15 protein-coding genes are annotated in these 16,118 nt (G+C 62.6%); 5 read left to right on the forward strand and 10 right to left on the reverse strand.

What is annotated here, in order from left to right:
• Positions 1–55: 55 nt before the first annotated feature.
• The 6 genes from dxs to BMZ35_RS05680 form a co-directional block, all read right to left on the reverse strand.
• Positions 56–1,984: a 1-deoxy-D-xylulose-5-phosphate synthase gene (gene dxs / locus BMZ35_RS05655; protein WP_093091686.1), complete on the reverse strand. Its 1,929-nt coding sequence runs from the start codon at positions 1,982–1,984 to the stop codon at positions 56–58.
• Positions 1,985–1,999: 15 nt separating this feature from the next.
• Positions 2,000–2,869 (reverse strand): polyprenyl synthetase family protein, encoded by an 870-nt coding sequence (locus BMZ35_RS05660; RefSeq protein WP_341350620.1) that lies wholly within the window; start codon positions 2,867–2,869, stop codon positions 2,000–2,002.
• A 25-nt stretch (positions 2,870–2,894) separates the two neighbouring features.
• Positions 2,895–3,137 (reverse strand): exodeoxyribonuclease VII small subunit, encoded by a 243-nt coding sequence (locus BMZ35_RS05665; protein WP_093091690.1) that lies wholly within the window; start codon positions 3,135–3,137, stop codon positions 2,895–2,897.
• Positions 3,134–4,069, reverse strand: a complete 936-nt coding sequence (locus BMZ35_RS05670) for a histone deacetylase family protein (protein ID WP_093091692.1) — start codon at positions 4,067–4,069, stop codon at positions 3,134–3,136. The genes BMZ35_RS05665 and BMZ35_RS05670 overlap by 4 nt, the downstream gene beginning before the upstream one ends.
• A gap of 62 nt (positions 4,070–4,131) precedes the next feature.
• Entirely contained in the window at positions 4,132–4,833 is a 702-nt protein-coding gene (locus tag BMZ35_RS05675; RefSeq protein ID WP_093091694.1) for a response regulator, read from the reverse strand.
• Between the two features lie 8 nt (positions 4,834–4,841).
• Positions 4,842–5,342 carry a MarR family winged helix-turn-helix transcriptional regulator gene (locus BMZ35_RS05680; RefSeq protein ID WP_093091696.1) on the reverse strand — a complete coding sequence of 167 codons (501 nt, stop codon included), beginning with the start codon at positions 5,340–5,342 and terminating at the stop codon, positions 4,842–4,844.
• Positions 5,343–5,510: 168 nt separating this feature from the next.
• Between BMZ35_RS05680 and BMZ35_RS05685 the strand changes: the two genes are divergently transcribed.
• From BMZ35_RS05685 to BMZ35_RS05695, 3 genes are all read left to right on the forward strand, one after another.
• Positions 5,511–6,383 carry a branched-chain amino acid aminotransferase gene (locus BMZ35_RS05685; protein ID WP_093091698.1) on the forward strand — a complete coding sequence of 291 codons (873 nt, stop codon included), beginning with the start codon at positions 5,511–5,513 and terminating at the stop codon, positions 6,381–6,383.
• Entirely contained in the window at positions 6,383–7,759 is a 1,377-nt protein-coding gene (locus tag BMZ35_RS05690; protein ID WP_093091700.1) for a citrate lyase subunit alpha, read from the forward strand. The genes BMZ35_RS05685 and BMZ35_RS05690 overlap by 1 nt, the downstream gene beginning before the upstream one ends.
• A 162-nt stretch (positions 7,760–7,921) precedes the next feature.
• A complete protein-coding gene (locus BMZ35_RS05695; protein ID WP_093091702.1) occupies positions 7,922–9,490 on the forward strand; it encodes an alkaline phosphatase D family protein in 1,569 nt (522 codons plus the stop codon).
• Positions 9,491–9,581: 91 nt separating this feature from the next.
• On the opposite strand, the gene BMZ35_RS05700 is transcribed toward BMZ35_RS05695, so the two are convergent.
• Positions 9,582–10,502, reverse strand: coding sequence for a DMT family transporter (locus BMZ35_RS05700; RefSeq protein ID WP_093091704.1), 921 nt, complete (start codon positions 10,500–10,502; stop codon positions 9,582–9,584).
• A 123-nt stretch (positions 10,503–10,625) separates the two neighbouring features.
• Between BMZ35_RS05700 and BMZ35_RS05705 the strand changes: the two genes are divergently transcribed.
• Positions 10,626–12,128 carry a malonate--CoA ligase gene (locus tag BMZ35_RS05705; RefSeq protein ID WP_093091706.1) on the forward strand — a complete coding sequence of 501 codons (1,503 nt, stop codon included), beginning with the start codon at positions 10,626–10,628 and terminating at the stop codon, positions 12,126–12,128.
• Positions 12,129–12,190: 62 nt separating this feature from the next.
• A complete protein-coding gene (locus tag BMZ35_RS05710) occupies positions 12,191–13,348 on the forward strand; it encodes a cytochrome P450 (RefSeq protein ID WP_093091708.1) in 1,158 nt (385 codons plus the stop codon).
• Positions 13,349–13,352: 4 nt separating this feature from the next.
• Here BMZ35_RS05710 and BMZ35_RS05715 read toward each other — a convergent pair whose 3' ends face one another.
• The 3 genes from BMZ35_RS05715 to aroC are packed head-to-tail and all read right to left on the reverse strand — an operon-like array spanning position 13,353 to position 16,061.
• Positions 13,353–14,297 carry an AEC family transporter gene (locus BMZ35_RS05715; protein ID WP_093091710.1) on the reverse strand — a complete coding sequence of 315 codons (945 nt, stop codon included), beginning with the start codon at positions 14,295–14,297 and terminating at the stop codon, positions 13,353–13,355.
• Positions 14,294–14,911 carry an HD domain-containing protein gene (locus tag BMZ35_RS05720; RefSeq protein WP_242654699.1) on the reverse strand — a complete coding sequence of 206 codons (618 nt, stop codon included), beginning with the start codon at positions 14,909–14,911 and terminating at the stop codon, positions 14,294–14,296. Before BMZ35_RS05720 ends, BMZ35_RS05715 begins: the two co-directional genes overlap by 4 nt.
• A gap of 46 nt (positions 14,912–14,957) precedes the next feature.
• Positions 14,958–16,061, reverse strand: coding sequence for a chorismate synthase (gene aroC, locus BMZ35_RS05725; protein WP_093091714.1), 1,104 nt, complete (start codon positions 16,059–16,061; stop codon positions 14,958–14,960).
• Positions 16,062–16,118: the final 57 nt, after the last annotated feature.

A 16,118-nucleotide genomic window follows, 5' to 3' on the forward strand; every position in this document is an offset into this window, starting at 1 on the left:
TTTGGGGCGCAGCTTGTCTGCGTGTCAAAGGGGCGGGAGCGCCTGCCGAAAAATCTCAGGCGCGGCGGGTGCCCAGCGTCGCAATCCCCAGCACATCCAGCACCTTGGCCTCGATCTGCTCGGCATTCATCGCCGCGACGTCATACATTGCCTTCGGGCTGGCCTGATCAATGAACGTATCGGGCAGCACCATCGAGCGGTATTTCAGCCCATCATCAAACACGCCGTTTTCTGCCAGAAGCTGCGCGACATGGCTGCCAAAGCCGCCGATCGCACCTTCCTCGATGGTGATCAGCGCTTCGTGATTGGCGGCAAGGTCAAGGATCATCGCTTCATCCAGCGGCTTGGCAAATCGCGCATCGGCAATCGTGGGCGTGATCCCCCTGGCCGAAAGCGCCTCGGCGGCTTTGCGCACCTCTTCCAGACGCGTGCCCAGCGACAACAGCGCCACGCGCTTGCCTTGCTGGATCATCCGGCCCTTACCGATCTCAAGCACCTCTCCGCGCTCGGGCAGGTCAACGCCCACACCCTCTCCACGCGGGTAGCGGAAGGCAATCGGCCCCTCGTCATGCGCAGCAGCGGTGGCGACCATATGGACCAGTTCCGCCTCATCGGCGGCGGCCATGACCACCATGCCGGGCAGGTTAGCCATATAGGCAATGTCGAACGATCCGGCATGGGTCGCCCCATCCGCGCCAACCAACCCGGCGCGGTCAATCGCAAAGCGCACCGGCAGGCGCTGGATCGCAACGTCATGCACAACCTGATCATAGCCACGCTGCAGGAATGTCGAATACATCGCGCAGAATGGCTTCATTCCACCCGCCGCCAGCGCGGCGGCAAAGGTCACGCCATGCTGCTCGGCAATCGCGACGTCAAAACAGCGGCTAGGATAACGCTCCGCCATAAGGTTCAAACCGGTACCATCCGGCATTGCGGCGGTCACGGCGCAAATCCGATCATCCCGCGCAGCCTCGTCCACCAGCGCCTTGCCGAAGGTCGCGGTATAGGACGGCGCATTCGAGGGCGCCTTGAACTGCTTGCCTGTCACAACATCAAAACGGGCGGTCGCGTGCCCCCGGTCCCGCGCCGCCTCGGCCGGGGCATAGCCCTTGCCCTTCTTGGTGATGATATGGAGCATCACAGGCCCGGTCGCCCGCTGGCGCAAGGTGCGCAGCAAAGGCAAGAGCTGATCCATGTCATGCCCGTCTATGGGCCCCACGTAAGAGAACCCAAGCTCCTCGAAAAGCGTGCCGCCAACCGCCATGCCCTTGATCATTTCCTTGGCGCGCTTGGCGCCTTCGCGGAACGGTTCGGGCAACAGCGAGACAGCGCCCTTGGCAGCCGCCTTGAATTCCTGGAACGGTTCGCCTGCGTAAAGCCGCGAAAGGTAGGACGACATCGCCCCCACCGGCGGTGCAATCGACATGTCGTTGTCGTTCAGAATCACGAACAGGCGCTTGTCGAGATGCCCGGCGTTGTTCATCGCCTCATATGCCATCCCCGCCGAGATCGACCCATCCCCGATCACGGCAATCGCATCGCCCAGACCGCCTTCGCATTGCCCGCCCAGATCACGCGCCACGGCAAAGCCAAGCGCCGCGGAAATCGAGGTCGAGGAATGCGCCGCACCAAACGGATCATAGACGCTCTCGGAGCGCTTGGTGAAACCACTCAGCCCGCCTTCCTGACGCAGTGTGCGGATGCGATCTCGCCGTCCGGTCAGGATCTTGTGTGGGTAACACTGGTGTCCCACATCCCAGATCAGCTTGTCACGTGGCGTGTCGAACACCGCATGCAGCGCCACGGTCAGCTCAACCACGCCAAGCCCGGCGCCAAGGTGTCCGCCGGTTTCGGAAACGGCGGAAATGGTTTCCGAACGCAATTCCTTTGCCACCTGAGTCAACTCGGCATCCGAGAACTGTTTCAGGTCTGCCGGGCTCTGCACCCGGTCGAGCAGGGGGGTATCGGGTCTGGCTGACATGGCCTCGCCTTTTTGTTAGCTGTCTCGCGAGATAACGAAACGGGCGGCTTCCCGCAAGGCATCGGCCTTGTTTCCATACGGCGAAAGCGCCTCGCAGGCGTCTTCAACCAGCGCTTCGGCACGATCCCGCGCGCCTTCCAGCCCCATGAGGGATACGAAAGTGGCTTTCCCGGCCTCGGCATCCTTGCCCACGGCCTTGCCCACCTTGGCGGCGTCGCCCTCGACGTCCAGAATGTCATCCGCAATCTGGAACGCCAGCCCGAGATCTTCGGCATAGCGCTGCAGCGGAGCGGTATCTGCCCTGGCCATCACCGCGCCGACACAGGCCGACCACGCGATCAGCGCGCCGGTCTTGCCCGCCTGCAACCGGGTGATTTCCTCAAGGGACAGGGGCTCGGGGGCCGTTTCCGCCGCGATGTCGAGCGCCTGACCCAGCACCATGCCCTGCGCCCCCGCAGCACGCGCCAGCGTCACGGTCAGGGCCGCACGCACGGCCGGATCAGGGTGGCATTCCGGACGGCTGACACATTCAAACCCCAACGTATGCAGCGCATCGCCCGCCAAGACGGCCGTGCATTCGTCCCATTTGACATGCACCGTGGGCAGGCCGCGGCGCAACGCGTCATCGTCCATGCAGGGCAGGTCATCATGCACAAGGCTATAGGCGTGAATGGCTTCGATCGCGGTCGCGGGCCAAATCGCTTGATCCGGGTCGATTCCGTGAAGGCGCGCGCTTTCCAGCACGAGAAAGGCCCGCAACCGTTTGCCGCCCGCGCTGGCATAGCGCATGGCCTCGACAACCGGCAGATCGTCCATCGAAGCCATGACGGTTTGCAAATGCGCCTCAACCCGCTGGGCGGCGTCTCTCAGGTGGGATTGGAACACGTATCAGCCCCTGTCGGTTCGCGCGTCAGAGACCATCAACGGGCTTGAGCCCAGCCGGGTTGCCGTCGCCGTCCAGCGTGATCGCCGCGACCTTTTCCTCGGCTTCCTTGAGCTTGGCTTCGCACCGCTTCTTCAATTCCGCGCCGCGCTCATAAAGCTTGATGGAATCCTCAAGCGCCACGTCACCGCGTTCCAGTTGGCTAACAACCTTTTCCAGCTCGGCCATGGCCGCTTCAAAGCTCAACTCACTGACTGGCGTGTCACTCATCCCGCTCTCTCCATCAAGACACTCACGTGGGCCGCGACCGAAGCCGCCAGCGCGTTCAGATCATATCCGCCTTCCAGAGTCGAGACGATCCGTCCGCCGCAATGGGTATCGGCCAGGTCACACAACCGCCCGGTGATCCATGCGAAATCGTCGGTGGTCCAGTTCAACTGCGCCAGCGGATCGGCGGCATGGGCATCAAAGCCAGCCGAGATGATCAGGAGTTCCGGCTTGAACCGCTCCAGTGCCGGAAATGCCTCTGCTTCGTAGGTGGCGCGCATCAGGCGGCCGTCACTATGCGGTGGCAGGGGCAGGTTGTGGATGTTGCCGCTCACACCCGTGTCCTCGGCCATGCCGGTTCCGGGCCATAGCGGGTTCTGATGCGAAGAGATGAAATAGCTGCGCGGCTCGTCCCACAAAAGCGCCTGCGTCCCGTTGCCGTGATGCACGTCGAAATCCACCACCGCTACACGCGACAGCCCATGCCGCTCAAGTGCGTGTTTTGCAGCAATCGCCGCATTACCGAAAAGACAGAAGCCCATCGGCGTGCTTTGCTCGGCATGGTGTCCCGGCGGGCGACACGCGACAAAGGCGTTGCCCACCTCTTCGTCCAGAACCGCGTCCACCGCCGCAATACAAGCCCCCGCCGCGCGCCGCGCTGCCTGCATGGAACCGGAAGACATCCATGTATCGCCATCCAACGGTACTGCCCCGGTTTCGGGCTCGGCTGCGGCGATGGCGTCAATATGGCTCTGCGGATGGCACAAGGTCAGGTCTTCATCGCTGGCCAGCGTCGCCTCACGACGATCCAGCGCCTGAAACTGCGGCGCCGACAAAGCGCCATAGATGTGTTCCAGCCGCGCCACCTGCTCGGGATGGCCCGATGGGGTGATATGCTGCATGCAATCGGGATGGGTGAACAAGGCTGTTGTCATCGTCCCTCTTTCATTTTGCCCAAAATACTCAACTTCCAACGGCCATCACGGGCGGCGCGGCGTCAGTCGGGCGCCAGCATATAGCCCGCGCCCCGCACTGTCTGCAGATATCGCGGCTGCTTGGGGTCCTCTTCGATCTTGCGACGCAATCGCGTGATCTGCACATCCACGGCGCGCTCCTGCGCCTGCCCCTTGTCGCGCCCAAGGTCTTCGACCAGCTTGGCGCGCGTGATCGGTTCGCCCGGGCTTGCTGAAAAGATCCGCATGAGCTGGGCCTCGGTCGCGGTAAGCCGCACCGGCGCGTCGCCCTGCCACATCTCGCCCCGGTCGATGTCATAACGGATCGACCCAAGATGCAGCACCTTAGGCACCGTGTCGGCCTCGTCCGGCTCCGGCATCCTCCGCAGGATCGCGTTGATCCGCAGGAGCAATTCCTTGGGTTCGAACGGCTTGGCAAGATAATCATCCGCCCCCGCCTCAAGCCCGGCAATCCGGTCTTCGGTCTCTCCCTTTGCCGTTAAGAGTAGGACCGGCGTCATCGACGTTTCCCGAATGGCCCGGGTCAGGCTCATGCCGTCTTCACCCGGCATCATCACGTCCAGAACGATCAGGTCGAAATCCAGACCCGACAGAATACGCCGCGCGTGGGCGGCATCGCGCGCCGCCGTGACAAGAAACCCATGCCGCATGAGGAACTTGCGTAACAGGCCGCGAATGCGTTCGTCGTCATCGACAATCAAAAGATGAGGCGCAACGTCGTTCATGATGCCCCCTATTGTCCGGTTTCGCGTAGTGACAGGTACTGGCGCTGCAACTCGCCGTCCATCATCGCCTCAAGCACCCGACGAAAACCAGCCACAGCCTCTGGACCGGCATCACGATAGGCCGACCGCATGCGCGCGCGCTGCGCATCCGACAGGCGGTTTTCCAGCGCCTCGCCTGCCTCGGTCAGGTAAAGGTTACGTTCGCGCCGGTCTGTGGTGCCGACGCGGCTCTCGACCAGTCCATCCTCAATCAGGGTGCGCAACACCCGGTTCAGCGACTGCTTGGTCACACCAAGAATGGCCAGAAGATTGGTAACAGTCGTCCCCGGCGCACGCTTGATGAAGTGGATCGCCCGGTGATGCGCCCGTCCATAGGCCATGGTCGCCAGAATGCGATCCGGGTCCGCGGTAAAGCCGCGATAGGCGAAATACATCGCCTCGATGCCTTGCCTCAGCTGCTCGTCGGTGAGAAAAAGCAGGCTCTCGCTGCTGCTGGTAGCGTCGCCCATCGCCCCCTCCGGTGTTCATTTTTGCCTGTTATTGTGCCACAATACGTCAGCTTTGTTGACACTCCAAGCGTCAACTGGTAGCGACTCGCAGATTTTGCGCAACTTTGTGACCGTTTCGGCCATTTTCCGCGCAACAAATGAAAATCGACGTAAGGAAAGGAAGCGGCCATGGCGGGCGCAGCATATGATGATCGTGACGGCGTGATCTGGATGGACGGCGAACTGGTCCCGTGGCGGGATGCCAAGGTGCATATCCTGACCCATGCAATGCACTATGCCTCGTCAGTATTCGAGGGCGAACGTGCCTACAACGGCAAGATTTTCAAAAGCCGCGAGCATTCCGAACGTCTGATCGCCAGCGCCGAGGCGCTGGACATGCCGATGAAATGGTCCGTGGACGACATTGAAGCCGCCAAGGAAGAGGCGCTCAAGGCGTCCGGCCTGCAGGATGCCTATGTCCGCGCGCTTGTCTGGCGCGGCTCGGGCGAAGATATGGGTGTGGCCTCGGCCAGAAACCCGGTACGTATGGCCGTCGCGGTCTGGGGGTGGGGTGCCTATTACGGCGACGCCAAGATGCAAGGCGCCAAGCTCGACATCGCGGAATACAAACGCCCCTCGCCGGAAACGATCCCGGTGCATGCCAAGGCTGCCGGGCTTTACATGATCTGCACCATCTCCAAGCACAAGGCCGAGGCCAAGGGCTGTTCCGACGCACTGTTCATGGATTATCGCGGCTACGTGGCCGAGGCGACCGGCGCCAATATCTTCTTCGTCAAGGACGGCGAAGTGCACACCCCGCTGCCAGATTGCTTCCTCAACGGCCTGACCCGTCAGACCGTGATCGGGATGCTGAAAGAGCGCGGTGTCACCGTGCACGAGCGCCACATCCTGCCCGAGGAGATGGAAGGATTCGAACAGTGCTGGCTGACCGGCACCGCTGCCGAAGTGACCCCGGTTGGCCAGATCGGGGACTACACGTTCGAAGTCGGCGACCTGACCCGCGAGATCGCCGAAGCCTATGAGAAGCTTGTCCGCAGCTGATGGCGGGCCTGCGCGCCGCCATTGAACAGGCCGGGGTAAAGGACGGCGCCACGCTGTCCTTTCACCATCACCTGCGCAATGGCGACAACGTGATGCGACAGGTGCTTGTCACTTGTTGCGAAATGGGGCTGCGCGATCTGCATATCGCGCCATCCTCGCTTTTTCCGGTGCATGGCGCGCTTGTCCCCTTCGTGGAAAATGACACCGTCAGCCGGATCACCACCTCCTACATGACCGGCCCGCTGGCCGACGCCGTCAAGGCAGGTGCCCTGCCCCACCCCGTGCGCCTGCAAAGCCACGGCGGGCGGGCAGCGGCGATTGCGTCCGGGCGCCTGACAATCGACGCGGCTTTTATCGCGGCCCCCGCTGTGGATGAGCTGGGCAACCTGTCCGGCGCGGTCGGGCCATCGGCCTGCGGCCCGCTGGGCTATGCCATGGTCGACGCGGCGCACGCCGCACATGTCATCGCGCTGACCGACCACCGCCGTGAAACCCTCCCGCGCATCTGCATTCCGGCCGATCAGGTCGACCGGATCGTCGGTGTGGACCACATCGGCGATTCACGCCAGATCGCGTCAGGCACCACAGGGCGCGCGCCCTCCGAAAATGGTCGGATCATCGCCGACCTGACCGCACGCCTGATTGCCTGTTCGGGCCTGTTGCAGGACGGTTTTTCGTTTCAAACCGGGGCCGGGGCGACCTCACTGGCAGTCGCCCGAGCGCTCGCTCCGCTCATGTCGGACTGCGGTGTGACAGGGGATTTCGCGGCAGGCGGGATCACCGGCGCGCTGGTCGACATGCTGCACGCCGGCCTGTTTCGCAAGCTTTGGGATGTTCAGGCCTTCGACCTTGCCGCAGTACGATCCTATGGCGAGGACCCGGCACATCTGCCCATGTCGGCAGAGCTTTATGCCAGCCCGGATCGCCTCGACAGCATTGCACGCCAACTGGACGTTATGATCCTTGGTGCTGCCGAGGTCGATGCGGATTTCAACGTCAACGTGACCTGTGCCAGTGACGGGCGCATCATTGGCGGATCGGGCGGACATGCCGACACCGCCGCCGGGGCGAAGCTGCCGATCGTAACCACGACCTTGCGGGCAGGCGGACATGCGAAGCTTGTGGAAGCGCTGACCTGCCTGACCACACCCGGCACCACCATCGGCGCGGTTGTGACCGAGGCGGGGATCGCCATTCACCCCACACGCCCCGACCTCGTAGAGCGGGCGCGGCGGGCCGGATTGCCGCTCACCTCCCTTTCAGAGCTACGCCGGATGGCCGGGGAGACCACCCCTACGGGGCGTGGGGCGGGCCGTGTCATTGCGGAATGCGAAGGTCCAAACGGCGAGACGATCGACACAATCCGCATGGCGTGATCCCGTCGCGCGTGCAGAGTGTCTTGGCGGCCATGCCCCGCCGGATAGGGACCTGTCATAAGATCTTGACCAAAAATTCAAAAAACTGACGGGGCCGTGTTACCCTTTCCCCTTGAGGTGTTTGCGTGAACCCATCCCATTTGGAAAGCGCGAGGGAAACTGATGACCAAGCTTCTCACACCGACCCGCCGAGCCCTTCTGGCAGGCGGCACCGCCTTTGCCGCCACACTGGCCCTGCCATCACTCAGCCGCGCCGCGTCGCGCCCCGTTTTTACCCATGGCGTTCAGTCAGGTGATGCTGATGCCGCCTCGGGCATGATCTGGACCCGCACTGATCGGCCCGCACGCGTGATGATGGAAGTCTCGACCACCGAGAGCTTCTCCAATGCCCGCACCCTGCCCCCGACGAACGCGCTGCCCGAAAGCGACCTGGCTGTGAAGCGGCTGGCCGACGATCTGCCCGCCGATCAGGACATCTTCTATCGCTTTGTCGCGGCGGATCTCAACGACGTCAATGCCGTGAGCGAACCCATTGTGGGTCAATTCCGCACCGCCCCGACCGAGAAGCGTGATATCCGCTTTGCCTGGTCGGGTGATACCGCCGGTCAGGGCTGGGGCATTGATGATCAGGGCATGGCGACCTATGCCACCATGGCCAAGCACCGCCCCGACTTTTTCATCCACTCGGGCGACACGATCTATGCCGACGGCCCGATGCAGGACACGGTCGAAAAGAACGGAGAGGTGATCTGGAAGAACACCACCCTGATCGACGAAAAACGCAAGGTGGCCGAGACACTGGACGAATTCCGGGGCCAATGGAAATACAACATGATGGATGCCCATGTTCAGGCCATTAATGCCATCTGTCCGACCTTTTACCAATGGGATGACCACGAGGTCGTCAACAACTGGTCGCCAACCCGCAACCTGATGGGCGATGACCGCTATTCGGAGAAATCCGTGCATGTGCTGGTCGCCCGCGCAGGTCGGGCGTTCCACGAAATGACACCGATCCGCCATACCCCGGCCGAGCCGGGCCGGGTCTATCGCAAGATCTCTTATGGTCCGATGCTGGACGTGTTCTTCCTTGACCTGCGCAGCTACCGCGCTGGGAACAATGACGGGATGCAAACCGAGATGGGGCCGGAAACGGTGCTGTTGGGGGCCGAGCAGCTGGCTTGGCTGAAGCGGTCATTGGCCGCCTCGAAGGCCACGTGGAAAGTGATCGCCTGTGACATGCCGATCGGACTGGTGGTCTGGGACCAGTGGAAAACCCGGTCGGGCGTCGAAGCCATCGCCAATGGCGATAATGGCCCGGCCAAGGGGCGCGAGCTGGAGCTGGCGGATGTGCTGAAATTCATCAAGACCGAAGGCATCCGGAACACGGTCTGGTTCACGGCGGATGTGCATTACACCGCAGCGCATTACTACAACCCCGACAAGGCGGTCTTCCAGGATTTCGATCCCTTCTGGGAATTCGTATCCGGCCCGCTGCACGCCGGGACCTTTGGCCCCAACGCGCTCGACATGACGTTCGGACCAGAGGTGAAATACGTCAAGGCGCCGACCAAGGAGCAAGGGGTCAACCTACCACCGAGCATGGGACTTCAGTTCTTCGGTCTCGTCGACATTGACGGCGCCACGCAGCAGATGACCGTGCGTCTCATGGACCGTGCGGATACCGAACTGTGGTCGGTGACACTTGATCCCGATCTGTCGGCGATCTGATCTGAGATCGGTGGAAGGGGGCGCTGCCCCCTCTTGCCCCGCCGGGGCAATTCACCCCGGGGGTATTTTGAGAAAAAGAAAGATCACGCGGTCAGCCTTGCGGTGTCATGGTCTTGCGCGCCGAGCGTTTCAGGCCGAGCTGACGTTCGCGCCAAATGATCAGAACCCCGGCAAAAATGATGATCGCGGCGCCGACGAGCATGAACGGAGTGGGCACTTCATCAAACCAGACATAGCCGATCACCAACGCGAACAGGATCGCCGAGTAGTCGAACGGCGCCACGGTTGAAGCCGGGGCATATCGGTAGCTTGTTGTCAGAAAAATCTGGGCAATGCCGCCCAGCAACCCGGCGCCGATCAACAGCAGCATTTCCCACCCCGTCGGGATCACCCAGCCAAAGGGCAGCGTCAAAAGCGACAGGCCGGTCGCGGTGAGCGAGAAGTAGAACACGATGGCGGAGGTCTCTTCCGATTGCACCAGCTTGCGGATGTGAATCTGCGCCAGCGCGCGAAAAACCGCGGACCCAAGAACCAGCATCACACCCAACGCAGCCGCGTCTGTCGCTGCCCCTCCGCCAAAGATCGTCAGGCGCGGCCAAAGTACGATCATGACTCCTGCCAAGCCAATCGCCACGGCGGTGAGGCGAAAGGCGCGCACGGTTTCCCCGAGGAACATCGCGGCAAAAATCACCGTCAAGAGCGGCGCGGTGAACCCGATGGCGGTCACCTCGGGCAGCGGCAGATACCCCAGCGACGCAAAGCCCAGCGCCATGGCCGTCGTACCGATCAGACCGCGCCAGAAATGACCCATCGGGTTCTTGACCCTGAACCCTGTCGCGAGATCTCCGCGTTGCCAGAGCCAGGCCACAATCACAGGCAGAGCGATCGCTGAACGAAAAAACACCGCCTGCCCGGTTGGAACGTGGCCCGCCGTCGCCTTGATGAACGCAGCCATGACCGAAAACAGGCCCACGGCAACAAGCATATAGAGAATTCCACGGGCCGGATTCATGGCGACACCCTGTCGATCGAAACACCATTTTGTTAACAGCTTCATCGCCTCGTGGAAACCTCCCCCTTGATCTTTGCCTGACAGGGCGCGAAGACATGGACACGTTCAAAGGAGGCCTCCCGCATGTATGAGCAAAACCACCTGATTGCGCGACTGCGCGCGGCATCTCTGGGACAGGATGACCGGGTGTTTGCCGAGAGTCCGGGGTGTGCCCCGATCTCTTTTGGCGCGCTTTTTGCCGGGGCGGAGTGCATGGCCGCAGCCTTGCAGACGCTGGGCGTTGAACCGGGCGACCGGGTGGCGGTGCAGGTCGAAAAAACCATCGAAGCGATCCAGCTATATCTGGGCACGGTCATGGCCGGCGGGGTCTTCCTGCCGCTCAACACCGCCTATACCACGCCCGAGGTCGCCTATTTCCTTGGGGATGCCACACCGCGCGTCGTGGTCTGCGACCCGGCGCGAGAGGCCGACATTGCCGGGATCACCGGGGATGCAAAGGTCATGACGCTGGATGCGAACGGTTCAGGCAGCATGGCCGACGCCGCAAGCGCTCAGACCGGGTTCTTACCCGTGGCGCGCGCCGCGGATGATCTCGCCGCGATCCTCTATACCTCGGGCACCACAGGCCGCTCCAAGGGCGCGATGCTCAGCCATGACAATCTGTCTTCCAACTCGGAAACTTTGCGCGACACGTGGCGCTTTACCGACAGGGATGTGCTGATCCACGCCCTGCCGATCTTTCACACGCACGGGCTTTTCGTGGCCACCAATGTTGCGCTTCTGGCCGGGGCTTCGGTGGTGTTTCTTGCCAAGTTCGACGCCGATGCCATTCTTGAGGCGATGCCGCGGGCGACCAGCCTGATGGGGGTGCCGACCTTCTACACACGGCTTCTGGACGATCCGCGCCTCGACAGGACGCGCGCCGCCAACATGCGCCTGTTCATTTCAGGCTCTGCGCCGCTTCTGGTGGACACGCATGAGAAATGGGAGGCCCGCACCGGGCATCGGATTCTCGAACGTTATGGCATGACTGAAACCAACATGAGCACGTCGAACCCCTATGAGGGGGAACGACGCGCCGGGACGGTGGGGTTCCCCTTGCCCCGTGTCGAGGCGCGCATCCGTCTGAAGGGCGAAGAGGTCGCCCAAGGCGAGATTGGCGTTCTGGAAGTGCGCGGTCCAAACGTGTTTCAAGGCTATTGGCAGATGCCGGAAAAGACCGCAGAAGAGCTGTTGCCCGATGGCTGGTTCATCACCGGCGATTTGGCCAAGATGGACGCGGATGGCTATGTCACCATCGTTGGGCGGGACAAGGATCTGGTGATCACCGGCGGCTTCAACGTCTATCCCAAAGAGGTCGAGAGCCTGATTGATGACCTGCCTGGCATCAAGGAAAGCGCTGTGATCGGCGTGCCCCACCCCGACTTTGGCGAAGCGGTGGTGGCGGTTGTCGTGCCCGAGGGCGACGCCCCGGCCCCCGAGGCGATCACCGAACCGCTGGCGGCGCAATTGGCCAAGTTCAAGCAGCCCAAGAGCGTGATCTTCCTGTCTGAACTGCCGCGCAACACCATGGGCAAAGTGCAGAAAAAGGCGCTGCGCGAAACCTACGCCAACCTGTTCCAATAACGCGCAACGCTTGCCCTTGGTGACAGGGGCTGAAAGACTGGCGGGCGGAGGAGACCCGCCCCATGTCTAACGCCCCCATGTTCGAGATTGACCCGCAGGCTTTCTGGCAAGACCCCTACCCCACGCTCAAGCGGATGCGGGCCGAGGCGCCGATCGCCTATGTTCCGCAACTGGGCGCGACGCTGATCACGCGGCGCGATGCGATTTTTGAGAACGAAAAGAAGATCGAGGTGTTTTCGTCGGATCAGCCGGACGGGTTGATGACCGTGCTGATGGGTCAGAATATGATGCGCAAGGACGGCGCAGACCATGCGGCCGAGCGCAAGGCGATCTTCCCCACCGTATCGCCCAAGACCGTGCGGGACGTCTGGAAGGCCCAGTTCGAAGCGGCGACGCGGGATGTGCTTGAACGGGTCCGACCGCTGGGTGCGACCGATCTGGTGGCCGAGATCGCACGCCCCATTTCAGGTGAGGCGCTCAAGGCGATGACGGGGCTCACAAATATGGCGTGGCAGGAGATGGACCGCGTCAGCCAGGGCATGATCGATGGCTGCGCAAATTATGCAGGCGACCCCAAGGTCGAGGCCCATTGCCATGACTGCACCGCCTCGATTGACGCCCATATCGACGCGCGCCTGCCCGCGCTCAGGGCTGCGCCGGATCCTTCGCTTTTGTCGGTCATGCTGGAGGCGGGCCTGCCGATGGAAGCAATCCGCGCCAATGTGAAACTGGCGATCAGCGGTGGGCAGAATGAACCGCGCGACGCGATTGCCGGGGCGGTTTGGGCGCTGCTGACTCACCCTGACCAGCTTGCGCTGGTGCGCGACGGCGCGGCCACGTGGCAGCAGGTGTTCGAGGAATACGCCCGCTGGATTTCCCCCATTGGCATGTCGCCGCGCCGGGTGGCTCAACCCTATGAGACCCAAGGCGTGCGTTTTGAGCCGGAGGACCGCGTGTTCCTGATGTTCGGCTCGGGCAATCGGGATGAAGCGGTCTTTGCCCGCCCGGATGTCTTTGACATCACACAGGATTGCGGCCCGGCGATCAGCTTTGGCGCAGGCCCGCATTTCTGTGCCGGGGCATGGGCGGCGCGCTGTCTGATTGCCGAGGTGGCCTTGCCGATGATCTTCGACACGCTGCCGGGTCTTCACCTTGATGGCGCGGCACCCTTTGGTGGATGGGCGTTTCGCGGCCCCTTGCGCGTGCCGGTCGCGTGGTAAGGCCTCAGACCAACAGGAAAAGCAGCACCGAAAGCGTGACAAAGGCGCCCGAGGTGGCCATCAGCATCGCGATGGACGCGGCTCCTTCCAGCCCCTGTTCCTGAGCCAGAACCGTGTAGATGCCAAACATCGGCATCGCCGCCGACAGGATCACCGCCACGTGCAGATCAGCAGGCAGCACCACCCAGCCCAATGCCATCAGCGCCGCCGCGCTCAGGGCGACCAGAACGGGGTGCAGGATCAGCTTGCCCAAGGCAATTTGCACGGCCATCTTCCAGTTGCCCTTCATCGGCAGGCCCACCAGCGATCCCCCGATCACGATCAGCGACAGGGCCGACGCCGAGGCCGCAAGCATCTGGAACAGGCGCGCGGCGGGACCGGGCAGCGGGATTTGCAGCAGGGACACCAACAGACCCAATAGCAGGCCGATCACCATCGGACGGCGCAGCACGCCCCAAAGCACCTTGCCGATCAACCGCATCGGCGAAAGGCCCGGCTGATCCTTGGCCAGCTCCATCAACATCAGGCAGAGCGGGATCAGGACCACGTTTTCCACCAGCATATTGAGGGCAAGGATCACCCCGGCCAGATCGGGGAACACCAAAAGCATGGTCGGATAGCCCACGAAGCCGGAATTGGGACAGGTCGACCCCATCACGGCGATCGCGCGCCGCGGGCGGTCGGCGGCGGTGAGGCTGAACCATGCGAAACTCAATCCGAGTGTCAGAACGCCGCCCACAAGGAATACCAGCATGTAGTCGGGCCGTATGACCTCAGACAGATTGCGGCTTGCCACGGCGTGAAAGATCAAGGCAGGCAGCGCGATATCCATCACGTATTTGCCCAGCACACGCAGATCGGCGGGTTTGAACCACCCGCGCCAGACGATCAGGTAGCCAATCGCGATGGCGGCATAGATCGGAAAGGTGATGGCAAGGATCTGGGTCATGTCGGATCGGCCCAACCCCGAGGCCCGGTTGTACCGATCTCCTCAGCCAGCCCGTCGATAAAGCGCAGCATCCGGGCGCAGCGTTCTTGCGCTAGGGCGCGCCCCGCCTCTGTGAGCATATCTTCCGGCAGGCGCAAAAGCTTGGCAGGCCAATGATCGAGCGCAAACGCCGTGTCATCCAGCTCCCTGCCCGAGGCAAAAGGATCACCCGGATCGTAAAACGTGCGCCCCAGTGCACCGGAGACGGCAAAGCAACGGGCAATCCCAATCGCACCCAGCGCATCGAGACGATCCGCATCGCGCAGGATACGGGATTCGGGTGTCTTTGGAGGAATACCAGCCGAAAAACTGTGCGCCTTGATAGCATGGCGTGCCGCTGCAATCGCTTCCGGCGCAAAGCCCAGTGCGTAAAGGATCGGACCCGCCGCGTCCGCCGCCAGAGTCGACGCCTTGGCGCGGTTGGGCGCATCCTTGGGCAGGTTGACAAGATCGTGCAGGTAACAGGCCGCCAGCAAAACCGGCTTGTCCACGTTGGTTATGTCCGCTGCAATCCGCTGGGCATTGGCCCAGACACGGTCAAGATGAGCAAGATCATGGGCAGGGTCAGTAGCCATATGCTCGGAGGCGACCCGGCGTAGCTGATCCCGCAAGCCCTGCATGTCAGCCGATCTTGCCGCGGTTTTCTCCGACCTGCCCACGATGCAAGAGCATGTGGTCGAGGATCACGCAGGCCATCATCGCTTCCCCGACCGGGACGGCACGAATGCCCACGCAGGGATCGTGACGGCCCTTGGTAATCACGTCGATCGGGCTGCCGTCCTTGCGGATCGACTTGCGCGGAGACAGGATCGACGACGTGGGCTTCACCGCAAACCGAACAACGACGTCCTGCCCGGTGGAAATCCCGCCAAGAATGCCCCCGGCGTGGTTGGAACTGTATTCCGGGCCATTCTCGCCCATGGTGATCTCGTCGGCATTCTCGGTGCCCCTGAGACGCGCCGCAGCCATGCCTTCCCCGATCTCCACGCCTTTGACCGCGTTGATCGACATCATCGCGGCGGCCAGATCGGTGTCGAGTTTGCCATAGACAGGCGCGCCCAGACCGGCGGGCACGTTGCGCGCCACGACCTCGACAATGGCACCAACCGAGTCATGCGCCTTGCGCAGGGCCAGAAGATAGGCTTCCCATTCCTGCGCCACTTCGGGGCCTTGCGGGATCCAGAAATCATTCTGCCCGATGGCGTCCCAGTCAAACGTGCTGCGGTCAATCTCGAGATCGCCCATCGCCACCATGTAGCCGGTGATTTCGACATTCGGAGCCAGCGCCTTGATCGCCTCGCGCGCCACGCCCCCGGCGGCAACCCGCGCGGCCGTCTCGCGCGCGGAACTGCGTCCACCGCCGCGATAGTCACGGATGCCGTATTTCTGCCAATAGGTGATATCGGCATGACCCGGCCGGAAGGTCTCGGAAATGTCACCGTAATCCTTGCTGCGCTGATCGGTGTTTTCGATCATCAGCTGGATCGGTGTCCCGGTGGACTGGCCCTCGAAAACGCCGGACAGAATCTTCACCGCGTCCGGTTCGTTGCGCTGGGTCGTGTTCTTGTTCTGACCGGGGCGCCGCTTGTCGAGCCAGTGCTGAAGCATCTCCGCCTCGATCGGCACGCCCGGAGGACAGCCATCCACCGTTGCACCAAGCGCGGGCCCATGGCTCTCGCCCCAGGTGGTGACGCGGAAAAGATGGCCAAAGCTGTTCATCGACATGGGCGGGCGGGCTCCTGAAAATCTTCGAGGTGTCTAACGGTCAGCGCGCCATTGCTC

Origin of the sequence: Shimia aestuarii, from assembly GCF_900114635.1 — a bacterium.
GTDB lineage: Bacteria > Pseudomonadota > Alphaproteobacteria > Rhodobacterales > Rhodobacteraceae > Shimia > Shimia aestuarii.